The organism is Undibacterium sp. Dicai25W, from assembly GCF_049340505.1.
GTDB lineage: Bacteria > Pseudomonadota > Gammaproteobacteria > Burkholderiales > Burkholderiaceae_D > Undibacterium > Undibacterium jejuense.
Genome location: NZ_JBMPOQ010000011.1, coordinates 71688 through 90260, shown reverse-complemented (window position 1 = coordinate 90260; position 18573 = coordinate 71688). Strand labels below are relative to the sequence as shown.

General features: G+C 45.0%; 18 protein-coding genes. 17 read left to right on the top strand and 1 reads right to left on the bottom strand.

What is annotated here, in order from left to right:
- Positions 1-8 precede the first annotated feature (8 nt).
- Positions 9-824, bottom strand: a complete 816-nt coding sequence (gene map / locus ACO0KY_RS13425) for a type I methionyl aminopeptidase (protein ID WP_423046809.1) — start codon at positions 822-824, stop codon at positions 9-11.
- 351 nt (positions 825-1175) lie between these two features.
- Between map and rpsB the strand changes: the two genes are divergently transcribed.
- The 17 genes from rpsB (at position 1176) to ACO0KY_RS13340 (ending at position 18535) form a co-directional block, all read left to right on the top strand.
- Complete coding sequence (rpsB, locus tag ACO0KY_RS13420) at positions 1176-1922, top strand: 30S ribosomal protein S2 (RefSeq protein ID WP_186910826.1); 747 nt, start codon at positions 1176-1178, stop codon at positions 1920-1922.
- 135 nt (positions 1923-2057) lie between these two features.
- Positions 2058-2939 (top strand): translation elongation factor Ts, encoded by an 882-nt coding sequence (gene tsf, locus ACO0KY_RS13415; protein WP_186910827.1) that lies wholly within the window; start codon positions 2058-2060, stop codon positions 2937-2939.
- 222 nt (positions 2940-3161) lie between these two features.
- Positions 3162-3878 carry a UMP kinase gene (gene pyrH / locus ACO0KY_RS13410; protein WP_186910828.1) on the top strand — a complete coding sequence of 239 codons (717 nt, stop codon included), beginning with the start codon at positions 3162-3164 and terminating at the stop codon, positions 3876-3878.
- An 87-nt stretch (positions 3879-3965) separates the two neighbouring features.
- On the top strand, positions 3966-4526 hold the full coding sequence (frr, locus tag ACO0KY_RS13405) for a ribosome recycling factor (protein ID WP_186910829.1): 561 nt from the start codon (positions 3966-3968) through the stop codon (positions 4524-4526).
- A gap of 61 nt (positions 4527-4587) precedes the next feature.
- The gene (locus ACO0KY_RS13400; protein ID WP_423046806.1) at positions 4588-4884 is read left to right on the top strand and encodes a hypothetical protein; all 297 of its coding nucleotides are present in this window, start codon (positions 4588-4590) and stop codon (positions 4882-4884) included.
- 13 nt (positions 4885-4897) lie between these two features.
- On the top strand, positions 4898-5713 hold the full coding sequence (locus ACO0KY_RS13395) for a phosphatidate cytidylyltransferase (RefSeq protein WP_423046804.1): 816 nt from the start codon (positions 4898-4900) through the stop codon (positions 5711-5713).
- Positions 5714-5717: 4 nt separating this feature from the next.
- Positions 5718-6911, top strand: a complete 1194-nt coding sequence (gene ispC / locus ACO0KY_RS13390; protein WP_423046802.1) for a 1-deoxy-D-xylulose-5-phosphate reductoisomerase — start codon at positions 5718-5720, stop codon at positions 6909-6911.
- Complete coding sequence (rseP, locus tag ACO0KY_RS13385) at positions 6908-8275, top strand: RIP metalloprotease RseP (protein WP_423046800.1); 1368 nt, start codon at positions 6908-6910, stop codon at positions 8273-8275. Before ispC ends, rseP begins: the two co-directional genes overlap by 4 nt.
- A 70-nt stretch (positions 8276-8345) precedes the next feature.
- On the top strand, positions 8346-10697 hold the full coding sequence (bamA, locus tag ACO0KY_RS13380; protein ID WP_423046798.1) for an outer membrane protein assembly factor BamA: 2352 nt from the start codon (positions 8346-8348) through the stop codon (positions 10695-10697).
- Positions 10698-10789: 92 nt separating this feature from the next.
- Positions 10790-11266: an OmpH family outer membrane protein gene (locus tag ACO0KY_RS13375; RefSeq protein WP_423046849.1), complete on the top strand. Its 477-nt coding sequence runs from the start codon at positions 10790-10792 to the stop codon at positions 11264-11266.
- Between the two features lie 3 nt (positions 11267-11269).
- A complete protein-coding gene (gene lpxD / locus ACO0KY_RS13370; protein ID WP_423046795.1) occupies positions 11270-12331 on the top strand; it encodes a UDP-3-O-(3-hydroxymyristoyl)glucosamine N-acyltransferase in 1062 nt (353 codons plus the stop codon).
- Positions 12328-12792, top strand: a complete 465-nt coding sequence (fabZ, locus tag ACO0KY_RS13365; protein ID WP_186910835.1) for a 3-hydroxyacyl-ACP dehydratase FabZ — start codon at positions 12328-12330, stop codon at positions 12790-12792. The genes lpxD and fabZ overlap by 4 nt, the downstream gene beginning before the upstream one ends.
- Positions 12792-13580, top strand: a complete 789-nt coding sequence (gene lpxA / locus ACO0KY_RS13360; protein ID WP_423046793.1) for an acyl-ACP--UDP-N-acetylglucosamine O-acyltransferase — start codon at positions 12792-12794, stop codon at positions 13578-13580. The genes fabZ and lpxA overlap by 1 nt, the downstream gene beginning before the upstream one ends.
- A 6-nt stretch (positions 13581-13586) precedes the next feature.
- The gene (gene lpxB / locus ACO0KY_RS13355; protein ID WP_423046791.1) at positions 13587-14747 is read left to right on the top strand and encodes a lipid-A-disaccharide synthase; all 1161 of its coding nucleotides are present in this window, start codon (positions 13587-13589) and stop codon (positions 14745-14747) included.
- 105 nt (positions 14748-14852) lie between these two features.
- Positions 14853-15632, top strand: a complete 780-nt coding sequence (locus ACO0KY_RS13350; RefSeq protein WP_423046789.1) for a TatD family hydrolase — start codon at positions 14853-14855, stop codon at positions 15630-15632.
- The gene (locus tag ACO0KY_RS13345; RefSeq protein ID WP_423046787.1) at positions 15574-16371 is read left to right on the top strand and encodes an ankyrin repeat domain-containing protein; all 798 of its coding nucleotides are present in this window, start codon (positions 15574-15576) and stop codon (positions 16369-16371) included. Before ACO0KY_RS13350 ends, ACO0KY_RS13345 begins: the two co-directional genes overlap by 59 nt.
- 427 nt (positions 16372-16798) lie before the next feature.
- On the top strand, positions 16799-18535 hold the full coding sequence (locus ACO0KY_RS13340) for an ABC transporter permease (RefSeq protein ID WP_423046785.1): 1737 nt from the start codon (positions 16799-16801) through the stop codon (positions 18533-18535).
- Positions 18536-18573: the final 38 nt, after the last annotated feature.

Sequence of the window (18573 nt, the reverse complement as noted above, 5' to 3'; positions counted from 1 at the left end):
TATCCAGCTCAGCCTTGATGATTTTTGATGAAATCTGGCAGTTCAGGATAGCCTTCTGACATGGTCAAAACTTCGTAGCCAGTCTCGGTCACCAGTACAGTATGTTCCCATTGTGCCGACAGGCTGCGATCTTTGGTGCGTATGGTCCAGCCATCGCCCATTTCACGGATCTCACGACGACCCGCATTGATCATTGGTTCAACTGTGAAGATCATGCCAGCTTCGAGGCGTTCCATGGTACCTGGCTTGCCGTAGTGCATGACTTGTGGTGCTTCGTGGAAAATTTTGCCGATACCATGACCGCAAAATTCGCGCACGACGCTGTATCCTGCTTTTTCTGCGTGTTGTTGAATCACATGACCGATGTCACCCAGATGTGCGCCAGGTTTGATCTTGGCAATTCCCAGCCACATGCACTCATAAGTGATTTCACTCAGACGTTTGCTCAGAATAGAAGGTTCGCCAACTAAAAACATACGGCTGGTGTCGCCGTGGTAGCCATCTTTAATGACCGTGATGTCGAGATTGACGGAGTCGCCACTTTTCAAAACTTTATCGCCTGGAATGCCGTGGCAAATTACGTCGTTGACTGAAGTGCAAATAGCTTTTGGATAAGGAGTGTACCCGGGCGGGCAGTAATTCAGCGGAGCAGGGATGGTACCTTGCACATTCGTCATGTACTCATGACACAGCCGGTCAATTTCACCTGTAGTGATGCCAACTTTAACGAATGGCGTAATGTAGTCCAGAACTTCAGACGCGAGTTTGCCAGCGATACGCATACCTGCGATGTCTTCTGCGGTTTTAATTGAGATGGATTCCATAATTTTTCTTCTTTGTAATGGTGGCGGCCGAACTGCTCGAAAAAGCTTGTTGCTCATGATTCGATGCAATTTTAGCTGTTCAGCAAAATGAACAATGCCGCTTGTGTAAATGCCAAAGGCTACTAAAAGCAGAATTATAGACGAGGAAGCGGTCGTTCGCAGCTCAGTGTGAAACTTCTTGCTTGAGAAAATCTATAGTTTCATAGTAGAATAGATGGTTAGCTTGTAAAAGAACGGAATTTCCGAGCAAGTTAATTAATTTCTTATCAATCGAATCCGGTCGAAAAGGGTGTTTTCAGATACGTATCTGAAGATCACTGGCTGGATTCAAGACCTAACCCTGGAGTTATTATGTCTGTAACAATGCGTGAAATGCTGGAAGCTGGTGTGCACTTTGGTCACCAAACTCGTTTTTGGAATCCAAAAATGGCACCGTACATTTTCGGTCACCGCAACAAAATTCATATCGTTAACCTGGAAAAGACTTTGTCTATGTACCAGGAAGCGATGAAGTACATCCGTCAATTGTCCGCAAATCGCGGTACAGTATTGCTGGTTGGTACTAAGCGTCAATCTCGTGAAATCATCGCTGCTGAAGCACAACGTGCAGGTATGCCTTTCGTTGATCAGCGTTGGTTGGGCGGTATGCTGACAAACTTCAAAACAGTAAAAACTTCGATCAAGCGCTTGAAAGATATGGAAGTATCTGTTGAAGATGGTTCCGTTGAAAAATTGTCCAAAAAAGAAGCGTTGATGTTCCAACGTGAAATGATCAAGCTGCAAAAGTCTATCGGCGGCATTAAAGATATGGGCGGCATTCCTGATGCAATTTTCGTGGTTGACGTTGGTTACCACAAAGGCGCGATCACTGAAGCTGCTAAATTGGGCATCCCAGTTATCGGCGTTGTTGATACTAACCACTCTCCAGAAGGTGTTGCTTACATCATTCCAGGTAATGATGACTCTTCTAAAGCAATTTCCTTGTACGCTCGTGGCGTAGCAGACGCGATCCTCGAAGGCCGTGCAAACGCGGTTAACGAAGTTCTGGAAGCTGTTAAGCCAGGTTCTGATGAGTTTGTAGAAGTTGAGCAAGCGTAATAGTTTGTTCAGGTAAATAAGTTTTGGATTGCTTCGGTAATCTAAAACAAAAAATGGGGCAACAGTCGTTCGCCCTTTTTTTTAAACAAAATTTGATGATCGTGCTTTTTAGCACTACTGAATTAGGAGAATGACATGGCAGCGATTACAGCAGCTTTAGTTGGTGCTTTGCGTGCAAAGACTGATGCACCAATGATGGAATGCAAAAAAGCTTTGACAGAAGCTGAAGGCGATATGGATCGTGCGGAAGAGATTCTGCGTGTAAAACTGGGTAGCAAAGCTTCTAAAGCTGCTTCCCGTGTTACTGCAGAAGGCGTTGTTGCTTCTTATATCTCTGGTGGTGTTGGTGCTTTGGTTGAAGTTAACTGTGAAACAGACTTCGTGACTAAGAATGACGACTTCCTGGCTATGGCTAACACTGTCGCTAAATTGATCGCTGAACACAATCCTGCAGACATCGCTGCATTGGGCGCATTGCCACTCGAAGGCAAAACAGTGGAAGAGGTGCGTGCTGCTTTGGTTGGTAAAATTGGCGAAAACATGTCTTTCCGTCGTTTTGCACGTTTCGAAACACAAGCTAAATTGGTTTCTTACCTGCACGGCACACGTATCGGCGTTATCGTTGAATTTGATGGTGCTGACGAACAAGTTGGTAAGGACGTCGCGATGCACATCGCTGCGATGAAACCAGTATCCTTGTCTACTGAGCAAGTTCCAGCAGATTTGATCGCTAAAGAGCGTTCAGTTGCTGAGCAAAAAGCAGCGGAATCTGGTAAAGAAGCCAAATTCGTTGAGAAAATGGTAGAAGGTGCTGTTTCCAAATTCTTGAAGGAAGTATCTTTGTTCAATCAGCCTTTCGTTAAAAACGACAAGCAAACAGTTGAGCAGATGCTGAAATCTGTTAATTCTTCTGTCAAAGCGTTCACTATGTACGTTGTTGGTGAAGGCATTGAAAAGAAAGTGGATGACTTCGCTGCTGAAGTTGCTGCGCAAGTTGCAGCGGCAAAACAAGCGTAATAAGTCGTTATTAAAAAACGGGCCGAAAGGCCCGTTTTTTTAAGCACGCAGAATATTTTTTAAAAGTTATTTGGTTTGTGTATATTCAATCTTTAAAATATTGACTGAATTCCCTTTAGCGTGCCTTTGCTGTGCCGGTAGTGGTCGGACTTAAGTGTATCCAAATCAAATAGCATTTTTGCTGTTCATCATTTTATTTAACTTTCCAGAAGGAGTCCTATCATGACAAAACCTGCTTACAAGCGCGTGCTCTTGAAGCTCTCTGGCGAAGCCTTGATGGGCGATGACCCATTTGGCATCAATCGTGCCACCATTGAGCGCATGGTGGCCGACGTAGCAGAAATTTCTCGCTTAGGCGTGGAATTGGCCATCGTTATCGGTGGTGGCAATATTTTCCGTGGCGTAGCACCTGGTGCGCAAGGAATGGATCGTGCAACGGCGGACTATATGGGGATGCTGGCAACAGTTATGAACTCTTTGGCTTTGGCAGACGCCATGCGTCAAATTGGTATTACTGCACGCGTGATGTCGGCGATTGCGATTGATCAGGTGGTTGAGCCGTATGTGCGTCCCAAAGCCCTGCAGTATCTTGAAGAAGGCAAGGTTGTGGTATTTGCTGCAGGTACAGGTAACCCATTCTTTACTACAGATACAGCCGCTGCCTTACGTGGATCTGAAATCGGTGCTGAAATCGTGTTGAAAGCGACGAAGGTAGATGGTGTGTACACTGCGGATCCGAAAAAAGATGCTAACGCAACCCGTTTCTCAACCATTTCTTTTGATGAAGCTATTTCTCGTCATTTGCAAGTGATGGACGCGACTGCATTCGCATTGTGCCGTGATCAGAAGTTGCCGATCAAAGTTTTCTCTATCGTTAAACCCGGTGCGTTGAAGAATGTCATTATGGGTGAAGACGAAGGCACACTTGTCCACGTATAATGCAGGATTTGTGATTTAATGATTTAATTTTGATAAGGGTCTTCATTTTTTGAATGGAGATCCTGCATTGATGTACAGGAGGACAGAATGGCAGTAGCAGACGTTAAAAAAAATAGCGAACAAAGAATGCAAAAGTCGATCGAGACTTTGAAATCCGATTTAGCCAAAGTGCGCACTGGTCGTGCTCACACTGGTATTCTGGATCACGTCATGGTTGATTACTATGGTTCGCCAACCAACATCACTCAGGTCGCGAATGTTACCTTGATTGACGCGCGCACTATCGGTGTTCAACCTTGGGAAAAGAAAATGCTGAACGCGATTGAAAAAGCGATTCGCGATTCCGATCTGGGTTTGAATCCATCGAGCCAAGGCGACATGATTCGTGTGCCAACACCACCGTTGACAGAAGAGCGTCGTAAAGAAATGGTGAAGCTGGTAAAAACAGAAGGTGAAGGCGCAAAAATTGCGATCCGTAATATTCGTCGTGATGCCAATGAAACGCTGAAAAAAATTCTCAAAGATAAAGAGTGCTCTGAAGATGATGAACGTCGCGCGCAAGATGATGTTCAAAAATTGACTGATAAATTTGTCGCCGAAGTCGATAAATTATTGCTCGAAAAAGAAAAAGAAGTGTTGACGGTTTAAATCCGGCTTTTTACTCTTTATCTGGTATTTGATTGTGCCTGTAAGCACAAAAGAGCACCCTGTGAAAAACACACTTCCTTGTAGATTTGACTCTATTTTTTCTGTAAGTGGTGTGTGTTTTTTATTTTCCGTGGGAATGTCATTGGTGCGAAACGTATCTTTGACATTCACGGTTATTCCTCTTGCGATCCGCAATTTCTTCTCTCTTATTTTCCTGCCAATTTTGATTTCGATGTTTAGTCAGCTTTTGAGTGATCTCGATGATTCCTGTCTGGACGAGGGCAGTGAGAGCCATTTGACCATCAAGTTTACAACGATGCGTGAATCATCTATCGCGCTGACGATGCAAACGTCCTGATAGAAAGTCATTGATGTTAAAAACCCGTATTATTACCGCATTGGTTTTGTTGGCAATATTGTTGCCGATAATGTATCTCGGGAATTTCCTGGCCTTTTCAGCCATTGTTGCGGCTTTTTTTGCCGCTGCAATTTGGGAGTGTCAGCGCTTATTTAAAAAACCCGGACCAATTTTGATGTCGGCAATCTGGACGGTGTTTTTTGGGTATTTGCTCTTTCATTTGAATAGCTTTTCTACACCATTGCTATTTGCATTGTGCGTTGCCTTCTGGATATTAAGACTAACGCCATTGTTGGCAAAGGGTTTGCCTGGTTTTGGATTTTCAAATGGCTTGCTGAGTGCTCTTTATGGGATTAGCATCTTCGGCTGTTTTATTGCTATCGCAGTGCTGTTTCAACGTTCCCCCTTGTACTTGCTGTCAGTCATGGTGATCGTTTGGGTGGCAGATATTGGTGCTTATTTTGCTGGCAAGGCGTTTGGTAAGCATAAGCTTGCGCCAACGATCTCACCCGGAAAATCCTGGGAAGGTGCTATTGGTGGTTGGTTAGCAGTGCTGGTTTTGGCTAGCCTTTCAACATTAGTTCCGCAATTGCATGATACCTTTGCTGCACAATTGTTTGCGCGCAAAGGCTGGATGATTGCAGCTGTATTACTTAGTTTGATTTCAGCGGCAAGTGTGGTTGGTGATTTGTTTGAGTCTATGCTAAAACGTCGTGCAGGAATGAAAGATAGCAGTAACTTGCTGCCGGGTCATGGTGGTGTGTTAGACAGAATTGATGCATTGATTCCTGTGCTGCCTTTAGCGGTACTTTTAGATTTATGGCGCTAGTATCATGAATAATATAAACAATAAACAACAAGTCTGCATTCTTGGGGCAACTGGTTCCATTGGTGTTTCGACCTTGGATGTGATTGCCCGTCACTCTGATAAATATAGCGTGTATGCTTTAACAGCACATAGCCAGATTGAAAAATTGGCTGCACAATGCGCGCAATTTCATCCTAAGGTGGTGGTTGTCGGGTCTGCAACTGCAGCAGATGGTTTGCGGCAGTTGCTCGTGGCAAGTGGCCTTGGAAATATTCAGATCGAATTTGGTGCCTCTGCACTGTGCGCAGTAGCCTCGGCGCCAGAGTGCGATATCGTGATGGCGGCGATTGTTGGTGCTGCTGGTTTGCCAGCGTCTCTTGCAGCAGCAGAGTCTGGTAAGAAGGTGCTGCTGGCGAATAAAGAAGCGCTGGTCATGTCGGGCAATCTGTTCATGAATGCGATTAAAGCGCATGGCGCTTCTTTGTTGCCTATTGACAGTGAACATAACGCCATTTTCCAATGTTTGCCGCGGTCATTTGATGGGCAACCTGATCAATATGGTGTGCGCAAGATATTGCTGACGGCATCCGGCGGCCCGTTTTTATATCGTGACATCCAAACCTTAAGTTCTGTCACCCCAGAGCAAGCAGTTGCGCATCCAAATTGGGTAATGGGTAGAAAAATTTCTATCGACTCCGCCACAATGATGAATAAGGGCTTGGAAGTGATCGAGGCGCATTGGCTGTTTAATGTTCCTGCGGATCGCATCGATGTGGTGATTCACCCTCAAAGCGTGATTCACTCGATGGTTTCGTATAACGATGGGTCGGTGTTGGCGCAATTGGGTAATCCAGATATGCGTACACCGATTGCCTATGGGTTGGCTTATCCGGAACGCATCGATTCTGGTGTTGATGCTTTGGATTTAATTAAAGTTGGGAAACTTGACTTTGAGGCGCCGGATTTCAATCGTTTCCCTTGCCTGGCTTTGGCTTTTCAGGCGCTGCGGACAGGTGGTTCGGCACCGACAATTTTGAACGCGAGTAATGAAATTGCCGTTCAGGCTTTCCTGGATGGAAAGATAGGATTTACCATGATTCCTCAAGTCATTGAGCAAAGTCTGCAAAAGATTGTTGTAACCGAAATGACGGATCTTGAAAGTATTTTGGCGGCTGATGCGGAAGCGCGAAGCGTAGCTACTAAACTTGTTTCCCAATGAAACTCATACAAACAATACTTGCATTTGTAGTCGCTTTAGGGACCTTGGTCACTATTCATGAATTTGGCCACTATTTGGCAGCCAGATTGTGTGGCGTTAAAGTACTTCGCTTCTCTGTGGGTATGGGGAAAGTGATTTTTTCTCGCAAACTAGGAAAAGATCAGACCGAATGGGTAATTTCCATGTTGCCCTTGGGCGGCTACGTCAAAATGCTCGATATGCGTGAGCAAGGTGATATACCAATACCGCAGGAAGATTTGCCGCGTGAATTTTGCCGTCAGTCTGTTTGGAAGCGCATTATTATTGTCGCTGCAGGGCCGGTTGCAAATTTTCTGTTGGCGATTGTTTTGTATGCGGGATTGTTTATACATGGTATTCCTGAACCAATTGCAAAAATCCGAGTCCCATCAAACAATTCTATCGCCTACGAAGCAGGTTTGCGCCATGGTGACCGGATTTTAAGCATTAATGGTCTCGTGGTGCAAAGTTGGAGCGAAGTGCAGTGGGAGTTGATGCAGCGCGCTTTGGCAAAAGGTGCTGCTGAGCTTGTTGTTGAGCGCCAGGCAAACGGGGCGTTAAATGGAAAAGAAAGTCGCGTTGTTGATTTACCTTTGCAGCAGTTGAGCGCTAAAGACTTGGAAGGGGATTTCTTATCTAAGCTAGGATTCTCTCTTGCGCGACCTGCGGCAATACTTGGCGAGATACTTCCCGGTGGTGCTGCTCAGTTGGCGGGATTGCAGCAAAATGATAGGGTGCTGGCGGTTAATGGAGTTGCGGTTCTTGATGGGTTGGCGTTCACGGAAATGGTAAGTGCATCGCCTGGCATCCCGTTGAAGCTACACATTCTCAGAAATCAGTCTGAATTTGATATAGTAGCAACCCCTGAGCCAGAAAGTAATGCTGGCACACGTGTCGGACGCTTGAAAGTTAAGTTAATGCTGGCACCAGAAATGACCGTTGTCAGCGCTGGTCTTTTTGATTCGGTATTGAAGGCGGGTCAAAAAACCTGGGATACTAGTCTGATGAGCTTTAAGATGATCGGGAAAATGCTGGTTGGCGAAATTTCCTTAAAGAATGTGACAGGACCGTTAACTATTGCTGACTATGCGGGTCAGACATCAAGAACTGGTGTGATTAGCTACCTGAGTTTCATGGCATTAATCAGTATTAGCCTTGGCGTAATGAATTTGCTGCCCATACCAGTGTTAGATGGTGGGCATTTGTTGTATTATTCGCTGGAAGTTTTGACGGGGAAACCTGTTTCAGAACGCTTTGGCGAAATTGCCCAACGTGCCGGCTTAGCACTGTTGATGGCAATGATGGCGGTAGCTTTTTTTAATGACATAGTCAGACTAATGTCATAATAGTCGGCTTGATGATAAAAAACTCATTCCAGATAGCAATATTGAGAGTATTGAAAGAACTTTACACCCAATGAAATTACATATCGAGCATTTCACTTTGCCACATTTTCGTCGTCATACTGTAGCTTTGGCTGCGTTGGCTTTATGTTCCGGCAGCGCTTTTGCGATACAGCCATTTACAGTTAAAGATATTCGTGTTGAAGGTTTGCAAAGAACAGAGGCTGGTACCGTATTTAGCTATTTACCCGTAAAAGTGGGTGAAGTATTTGATGATGCTAAAAGTACGACTGCAATTAAGTCTTTATACGCCACAGGATTTTTCAAAGATATTCAGATTGAAGAACAAGACGGCGTTTTGGTTGTCTTACTGGAAGAACGTCCAACTATTGCTGGCGTAGACTTTACTGGTACCAAAGAATTTGAAAAAGATGCTTTGATTAAGGCGCTCAAAGATATCGGTATTGGCGAATCGAAAATTTTCGACAAAGCTACGGTTGATCGCGCTGAACAAGAATTGAAAAAACAATACTTGTCTAAAGGCCTGTATGGCATGCAAATTACAACAACCATCACGCCAGTAGAGCGTAACCGTGTCAAAGTTACGTTTGCAGTGGACGAAGGTGAAATTGCGAAAATTGCGCAAATCAAGATTATCGGCAATAAGGCGTTTTCTGACGGCGAATTGCGTGACGTAATGGCGTTGAATACGCCAACCTGGTTCTCTTGGTACACCAAAGCAGATCAATATTCTAAACAGAAATTGTCGGGCGATATCGAGGCTATACGCTCGTTCTATCAAAATCGCGGCTATCTTGAGATGCAAATTCTCTCAAGCCAGATTGCGATTACAACTGACAAAAAAGAAATCTATATCACTATCAATCTGGTTGAGGGCGAGAAATACACGGTCTCCGACGTGAAGCTCGAAGGTGAAATGTTTGGTCGCGAGGATGAGTTGGCCTCCTTGATGTTGTTGAAGAAAAATGACGTCTACAATGCTGCTCGTTTAACTGAAAGTACGAAGCGTATTTCTGAACGTTTAGGTAATTTTGGGTACGCGTTTGCTAACGTGAGTGCAAATCCTATCTTAAATAAAGAAAAGAAAGAAGTTGCTTTCGCTGTCGCTGTTGATCCTGGCAAGCGTGTCTACGTTCGCCGAATTAATCTTGCGGGAAATACAAAGACGCGGGACGAAGTAATCCGCCGCGAATTCCGCCAATTTGAAGGTTCGTGGTATGACGGTGAAAAAATTAAAGCATCACGTGACCGTGTTGAGCGCCTGAGTTACTTTGGCGATGTTAAACTTGAAACGCCAGAGGTAGCGACCAGTGCCGACGAAGTTGATATTAGTCTGACAGTCACGGAAAAACCAACTGGTAATTTGACATTTGGTGCAGGTTATTCTAATGCGGAAAAATTAACACTGACCGGATCGATTTCACAAGCCAACGCATTTGGTAGTGGAGATACTATCGGCTTGGAAATGAATACCAGTCGCATGAACCGCACTATTGCTTTGTCGCATTTTGACCCTTACTTTACTGATGACGGCATTAGTCGTAGCTTAGAAGGGTATTTGCGTACGACACGACCAATTATCGGCAGTATTGGTGACTATAAAGTACAAACAACCGGTGGCAACATTCGTTTTGGCGTTCCTTTTTCTGAGGTAGATACTATTTTCTTTGGTATTGGTGTTGAACGAACCAAGGTTGATGCGTATCAGAGCAGTCCTTCACGCTATTTGAAATACATAGCGACGTATGGCAACAATGTTTCTAAAGATCCTACCGATCCACTCTATGGGGTAGGTTCAGCAACGACAAATGCCTTCCCGTTTACGGTCGCATGGCAAAGAGATAGTCGTGATAGCGTCATGACTCCATCTGTAGGACGTTATCAGCGTGCCAATCTGGAGGTGGCAGCTATTGGCGACATGAAATATTATCGTGCAATCTATAATGCCCAATATTTCAAGCCAGTTTATCGCTCCGTTGTGTTGGCATTAAATGGGGAATTTGATTACGGTCATGGCCTCAACGGTAATCCATATCCTATTTTCAAGAACTTTTATGCCGGTGGTATTGGTTCTGTCAGGGGTTATGAACCATCTAGTCTTGGTACTAAAGACCCTAATGGCGATTCTTTGGGTGGTGCAAGCAGGGTCATTGGCAATATAGAGTTGCAAGTACCATTCCCTGGTGCCGACAAATCTTTGCGCTGGTTCACTTTCCTGGATGGTGGTCAGGTTTTTGACGAAGGACAAAAAATGCAATTCAAAGATTTGCGCTTTGGTACCGGTATTGGTATAAGTTGGATTTCGCCGGTGGGTCCGTTGAAGCTCAGTTTCGGGCGTGCGTTAAATGCTAAGCCGGAAGATAAAAAGCAAACCTTCCAGTTCCAAATGGGTACAGGTTTTTAATTGCGGCACCGCAATTTTTGCGTGTTTTAGTTCGAGTTACGGAGATTATTTTGAGTCAACATCTTACCCCGTCCAAATTGTTTAGTCGTTTGATGGTTTGTGCGGCATGTTTTTTTAGCCTTGCACAAGCGAATGCACAAGATTCGAGAGTGGCTATTTTTGATTCTCAGCGTGTCATGCGTGAGTCCGCACCTGCGAAGGCTGCCGAAGCGAAAATTGAACAAGAGTTTTCCAAAAGAGGCAAAGAGTTGCAAGACCTGACTGCTAAGATTAAAGTGTTAGCAGAGAAGCTAGATAAAGATACACCTGTACTCTCAGAGTCAGATCGTATTAAACGGCAGCGTGAATTAACCGATTTGGATCAGGATATTAAGCGTAAGCAGCGTGTGTTTAACGAAGATCTTAATCAACGTAAAAATGAAGAAATCGCAGCCTTGGTTGATCGCGCAGTGAAAGCTGTCAAAAAGATTGCAGAGGCTGAGAAGTATGACATCGTATTGCAAGATGCCGTTTACTCTCATCCCCGCGTCGATATTACCGATAAGGTTCTCAAAGAACTCTCTAAATAAACAATGACCACGACGAGCACTCGGCTGGGAGAATTGGTCGATCGCTTCGGTGGTCAATTAATTGGATCTCCTGATATAACAGTGACCGGCATTGCGCCTTTAAGCGATGCTGGAGACCTGAACATTACTTTCCTCTCCAATTCAAAATTACGTGCGCAAGCAGCTTTGACCAAAGCTGCAGCCTTAATCTTGACCGAGACGGATCACGCGCAAATTGCGGCTCAGTATTCGGGGGCGTGCATCATTGTGCCGAACCCTTATGTCTACTTTGCGCGTGCGGCCCAATATTTTGCGTCGCTGAAGGCAATTCCTCCTGTCCTGGGTGTACATCCAAGTGCTTGGGTGAGCCCGCATGCAATTGTGCCAGTGTCGGCGAGTATTGGGCCGCATGTCAGTATTGATGCTGAGGCGGTGATCGGTGAAGGCGCCGTGATTAAGGCGGGAACGGTGATTGGGCGTGGCGTCACTATTGGCGACAATACTTTATTGCATGCTAATGTGACCGTTTATGACTATTGCGTGGTTGGGGCTGAATGCGTTATTCATTCTGGTGCGGTGATCGGTGCCGATGGTTTTGGATTTGCCAATGACCGGGGACAATGGGTTAAGATTCCGCAAACCGGACGCGTAGTCATTGGCGATCGTGTCGAAATCGGCGCTAACACTAGTATAGATCGTGGTGCTTTGGCTGATACCATCATTGAAGATGGCGTGATACTCGATAACCAGATTCAGATTGGTCACAATTGCCATATTGGTCAAAATACCGCGATGGCAGGATGTGTGGGTGTTGCTGGTAGCGCCAAGATCGGAAAAAATTGTACGTTTGGTGGTGCGGCAATGGTGCTTGGACATTTGACGATTGTTGATAATGTCCACGTGTCTTCTGCAAGTATGGTGTCGAGATCCATTCTTGAGCCAGGCCAATACACTGGTTTTTATCCTCTTGCAAAAAATGCAGATTGGGAAAAATCCGCAGCCATCGTCAGAAATCTCTCGGGTATGCGTGAAAAAATTCGCCAATTAGAAAAAACAATCAAAACATTGACTGAAAAATCATCATGAAAAAAACACTCAACATTAACGAAATTAAAGAATATTTGCCCCATCGCTACCCAATGTTATTGGTGGATCGCGTGTTGGACTGGGAAGATGGTAAGACCATCACCGCCATCAAAAACGTTACGGCGAATGAAGAATTTTTTAACGGACATTTTCCGAACAAACCAGTGATGCCGGGCGTGTTGATGATTGAAGCTCTGGCACAAACAGCAGCACTATTATCGTTTTTAACAATGGGGCAAAAGCCTGACGAGAAGACGATCGTGTATTTCCTTGGAATCGACGGTGCGCGTTTTAAACGCCCAGTTGAGCCAGGCGATCAATTGAAAATGGAAGTAGAAATTCTTAAAGTTGCTCGTGGCATTTGGAAGTATAAAGCGAAAGGCACAGTAGATGGTCAACTTGCATTAGAAGGCGAGTTGATGTGTACTATGCGCACCACTGATGACAATGCGGAGAAATAATGCTGATCCATCCAAGCGCGCTGATCGATTCCAAGGCAAACCTTGATAGCTCGGTAGAAGTTGGCCCATATTCGATTATTGGCCCTCATGTCAGTATTGGAGCCGGGACCAAAATCGGCCCGCACGTTGTCATCAGCGGTCACACGACGATCGGCAAAGACAATGATTTTCATGCTTTTTCCTCGATTGGTGGCCCGCCACAGGATAAAAAGTATGGCGGTGAGGTTACGTATCTGGAAATCGGCGATCGCAATCTGGTCAGAGAATTTTGTACATTCAATTGTGGTACGGTACAAGATCGCGGCATTACGCGCATCGGCAGTGATAACTGGTTTTTAGCTTACGTTCATATTGCTCATGACTGTACCGTTGGAAATAACACGATTTTTTCGAATAACGCCGCCTTGGCTGGTCACGTGGAAATCGGCGATTGGGTGATCATGAGCGGATTTTCAGCGGTGCATCAATTCTGCAAGATTGGTGCGCATGCATTTGTCGGGATGAATACTAGCCTGACGCAGGACGTGCCGCCGTTTGTTCTGCTTTCCGGCAATCCAGCGGTAGCACATGGCGTCAATCTGGAAGGATTAAAACGTCGTGGGTTCGATCGTGAACAATTAAATGCAATTCGCCAAGCCTATAAAGTAATCTATAAATCGGGATTGACATTGGATGAGGCCAAACTGGCACTTGATCAGCAAATCGCTGGCTTGTCTCAGGAGGTTGCCGTGCACGTAAAGTCACTACGCGACTTTCTTGATACGTCTACGCGTGGCATTGTTCGCTAGTTGTCTATGCCATCTTCTTATCAGTCTAAGATAGCTATGGTCGCCGGAGAAACCTCCGGCGACATGCTGGCAGCGCGTTTGCTATCAGGTTTGCGTCCACGTTTGCCAGACGCTTATATGCATGGTATTGGTGGTTCGCACATGGCTGAGCACGGTTTTGTTAGTGATTGGCCTATGGAGAAACTGTCAGTGCGCGGTTTATTCGAAGTACTGGTGCATTACCGTGAAATCAGTGGGATACGCAAACAGTTGACGCAACAGTTGTTGATTGAAAAGCCTGATGTATTCATCGGTGTCGATGCGCCAGATTTTAATCTGGATATGGAAGTTAAGCTTAAGCAAGCTGGTATTCCAACGATGCATTACATCAGTCCCTCAATCTGGGCCTGGCGTGGCGGAAGGATTAAAAAAATCGCCGCTGCGGTGTCGCACATGTTGGTGATATTTCCGTTCGAAGAGCAAATATACAAAAATGCTGGTATCCCTGTAACGTATGTCGGGCATCCTTTAGCACAGGTTATTCCACTGGAAATTGATACCAACGCAGCGCGCGAAGAATTGGGACTTGATCCCAGATTCAAAGTGGTAGCGATATTACCTGGTAGTCGTATTTCTGAAATTAAATACAATACCGAAGCTTTCATACGTACCGCAAAAATTTTGCTGGAACGCGATCCGCACCTTCAAATCGTCGTCCCTATGGCTGGTAATAAGCAACGTAGCTATTACATTAAATTGGTCGTGGCGGCGAAGCTCGAAGGGGTTCCAGTCTTGTTGATCGATGGCAGGTCTCACACCGCTATCGCGGCGGCAGATGTGGTGCTAGTGGCATCAGGCACCGCGTCATTAGAGGTCGCACTGTTCAAAAAGCCTATGGTGATCGCATATAAGATGATGGAAGCATCGTGGCAGATCTTGAAGCATATGGGCTACCAGCCATGGATAGGTTTGCCTAATATTCTTGCCCGTGATTTTGTGGTGCCAGAATTTTTGCAATCTGCTGCAACACCATTAGCAATGGCGGATGCGCTTTGGGAGCAATTAAATAGTGATCAGTTGCAAAGTAGTCTGAAAGAACGATTTACAGAAATGCACCATACCTTGCTGCGCGATACTGCTAATATATCCGCACAAGCAGTTATTGATGTAATCGCTCAGCATCGCTAGTTATTTTTCTAAGTTTCATTGCACACGGGTCACTTTTTGATCTGAGCAATTGACCTTACTATCCTGGCAGCTACGGCTGCCATTTATTTTTTATCTGGCCTCATTATGTACGTAGATTCCCATTGTCATATTAATTTTCCGGAGTTAGCCGGACGCATGCCTGAAATTCTGCAAAAGATGGAAGACAACGGTGTGAGTCACGCATTATGCGTTTCTGTTGATTTGCCGGATTTTCCACAAGTGTTAGCGTTGGCAGAGCAATATCCGCATATTTATGCCTCGGTCGGTGTCCATCCGGATTATGAAGAAACACCAGAGCCCAGCGCAGAACAATTGGTAGAGTTGGCGCAGCATCCGAAAATTATTGCCATCGGTGAAACTGGTCTGGATTATTTTCGACTAAAAGGTGATCTGGAATGGCAAAGAGAGCGCTTTCGTCAGCATATACGCGCTTCCAGAATCAGTCGTAAGCCCCTGATCATTCACACGCGTGCAGCATCTGAAGATACGATTCGAATTATGCAGGAAGAAGGTGCAGGTATAGAGAAGGGTGGGGTGGCAGGTGTCATGCATTGTTTTACAGAATCTTTAGAAGTAGCGCAGGCTGCGGTTGCAATGGGTTTCTATATTTCATTTTCCGGCATATTGACTTTTAAGAGTGCGAAAGATTTGCAGGCGGTTGCAAAAGTCTTGCCATTGGACAGAATTTTGATCGAAACGGATTCTCCATATCTGGCACCAGCTCCGCATCGTGGCAAAATGAATGAGCCAGGTTTTGTACGTCATGTAGGAGAATTTTTAGCGGATATCAAAGGTATTTCAGTGAATGAAGTGCAGAAAATCACCACGGAAAATTTCTTTAATCTTTTTCAGTTTGCAGCTTAAATTCACAGGATATCTAATTGAAAACGATAGGATGGTAGAGATGAAAATAATAGTTAACTTTATTGCGTTGAAACCGTTTGGCCGATTGCTTGCGAAAACGATCTGTGGCTTATTTCTTCTGATTGGCGTTCATCACGTAGTGTTAGCTGCGAGTAATTCTTATGATGATTTTATCTTTGCTGTGAAATTTAATGATCAGGCAACAGTCAGTGGTTTACTGCAGCGTGGCATGGATCCAAATTCGGTTGACGAGTTGCGCGGCGAATCAGCGTTAATGATTGCGATCAGAGAAAAATCAATGAAGGTGATTGATACTCTTTTGAGTGCGCGCGATATTAAACTTGAACAACATGCTCGCAATGGTGATACGGCGCTGATGTTGGCAAGCTTTTCGGGGAATGTAGAGGCGGTAAAAAAATTAGTTGCAGCTGGTGCTGAAGTGAATCAACCTGGCTGGGCTGCCGTGCATTACGCTGCGGCAAGCGGTAGCGTTGAAACACTGAATTTTTTATTAGAGCATGCCGCATATATTGATTCTGAGTCTCCAAATAAAACAACGCCACTGATGATGGCACTTAATTTTGGAAAGTACGACACAGCAAAAATTTTGATTGATAGTGGTGCGGATATAAGCCTTAAAAATGACGCTGGCATGACAGCGCTCGATTTTGCTAACAAAAGTGAGCGAAATGATCTAATTTTGTTGTTAAAAAATCGTATCTCTACCTCTCAGAAATAGTCTCTGTGACTTTGGTCATTTATTAATGATTTAGTGAATTTTAGAGGTTAAAAATATAAAGATTATTTTGCATCGCATCATATTGTGAACAGGTCTCTCCCTGTGTTAAAGTGCGGGCTTCTTCTCATTGGAATTCGTTCTGTGGATGGTTATAGTTGTCGATCAAACGTCGACCACAACACTGCAATGTAACCGCAGATGTCCTGCTGCTACCTTGCTAAAATGTGGGTAGTAGTTCTTCTAGCATGCGCTGGCTTTTCTACCTGATTCGTCGATATCGAACCGTCGTTTGGCGTGCAAATTTTTGCGTGATCATCCGGCAATAATTTATCCCGGAGTTACTGATGAAGCCTAAGTAACTGAGGAGGTAATTTGTTGCATATGAATGATGCTTTTTTGATGAAACGCTTGCTGCAAGGTGGTATGCATGTTTGAACTATTCAAGCTCCAGACGCGTGACGATGTGATCGTTGATGATAAAGGTCCTAATCGTTGGGACTGGGCTCTACTACCTTTGATTCTGGCTTTACTCAGCATTTTTGCTTTCGCTGCAATGCAGATGAGCCGCCCATTCTCGGTTGGTGAAGCATTGCAAGTTTCTCTCGATCCGTGGTATTTACCTTACTATCTGCTCAGAACTATTTTGCGCATGTTTACCGCGCTGGGATTTTCTCTTTTATTCAGCTTTGTATTTGCTGCCATTGCGGTGAAGTACGCCGCTGCTGAAAAAATCATGATCCCAGCTTTAGATATTTTGCAGTCGGTACCAATTTTAGGTTTTCAGGCGATTACAATCGCCCCTTTTATTGCCTTATTTCCGGGAAATCTACTTGGTGTTGAGTGTGCAGCCATCTTTGCCATCTTTACTTCGCAAGCGTGGAATATGGCGTTCAGCCTCTATCAATCAATGCGGACGGTCCCTGCTGAACTGCAAGAAGCTGCGCATATTTTTAGATTATCTTCATGGCAACGTTTCTGGCGACTTGAATTGCCGTTTGCGATGCCTGGCTTGCTTTGGAACATGATGATGTCGATGTCTGGTGGTTGGTTCTTACTAGTAGCGGCTGAAGCGATTTCTGTGGCTGGTCAGGACATCAAATTACCTGGTATTGGTTCGTATATAGCGGTCGCCATCGAAGCCAAGGATGGTTATGCAATTGCGTGGGCAATTGCTGCAATGTTGACGGGTATTCTTCTCTACGATCAATTATTTTTCCGCCCATTATTGGCATGGGCAGATAAATTCCGCTTTGAAGAATCGCAAGGCGAAACGGCGCAGCAATCGTGGTTACTGGATTGGATGCGTAATAGTAGTTGGGTGCGTTCTTGGACAGAGAGTTTCTGGGCATTTTTGAGCCGTGGTTTAGGGTGGTTTAGTGTTACTTACGATGGCACTTCTGAGCGCGCATTGAAAAAGCCGATGAGCCCTATGTGGTCCCGTATTTGGGATGGGCTACTGACTGTCGTCACCTTACTCGCAATTTTCCGTCTGATCAGTTTTATTCACAGTGACGTGGGGATGAGTGAAGTTATCCGCGTCTTCGGGCTTGCTACGATTACGCTGGTTCGCGTAATGCTGTTAATTGGCCTTGCTTCATTGGTATGGGTGCCGATTTCAGTCTGGATAGGCTTACGCCCCCAATACTCGCAAAAAGTCCAGGCTGTTGCACAATTCCTGGCCGCGTTCCCAGTTAATCTCATGTTCCCACTGGTCGTGTTTGTGATGGTGTCGTTAAATCTGACGCCAAACATCTGGCTAAGCCCCTTAATGGTATTTGGTACACAGTGGTATATCTTGTTTAACGTCGTTGCCGGTGCGGCTACGATTCCAAATGAATTGCGACTGGCTGCTGATAACCTGGGTTTGAAAGGTTGGCTGAAATGGAAGCGCGTTTACCTGCCTGCGATCTTCCCTAGTTATATTACCGGTGCTATTACTGCTAGTGGTGGCTCATGGAATGCCAGTATTGTGGCGGAATATGTGACCTGGGGTAAAACTACGCTGGTCGCCGATGGTTTGGGTAGTTACATCAAACAAATGACCGAAACCGGTGATTTTCATCGCATTGCTTTGGGTATTGGCGTGATGTGTATTTTTGTTACCTTATTGAATCGTTTTTTCTGGCGTAAATTGTATTTGTTGGCGGAAGATCGTATTCGCTAATGATCATGATGCGGATCAATTTATGATCACTATTTAAT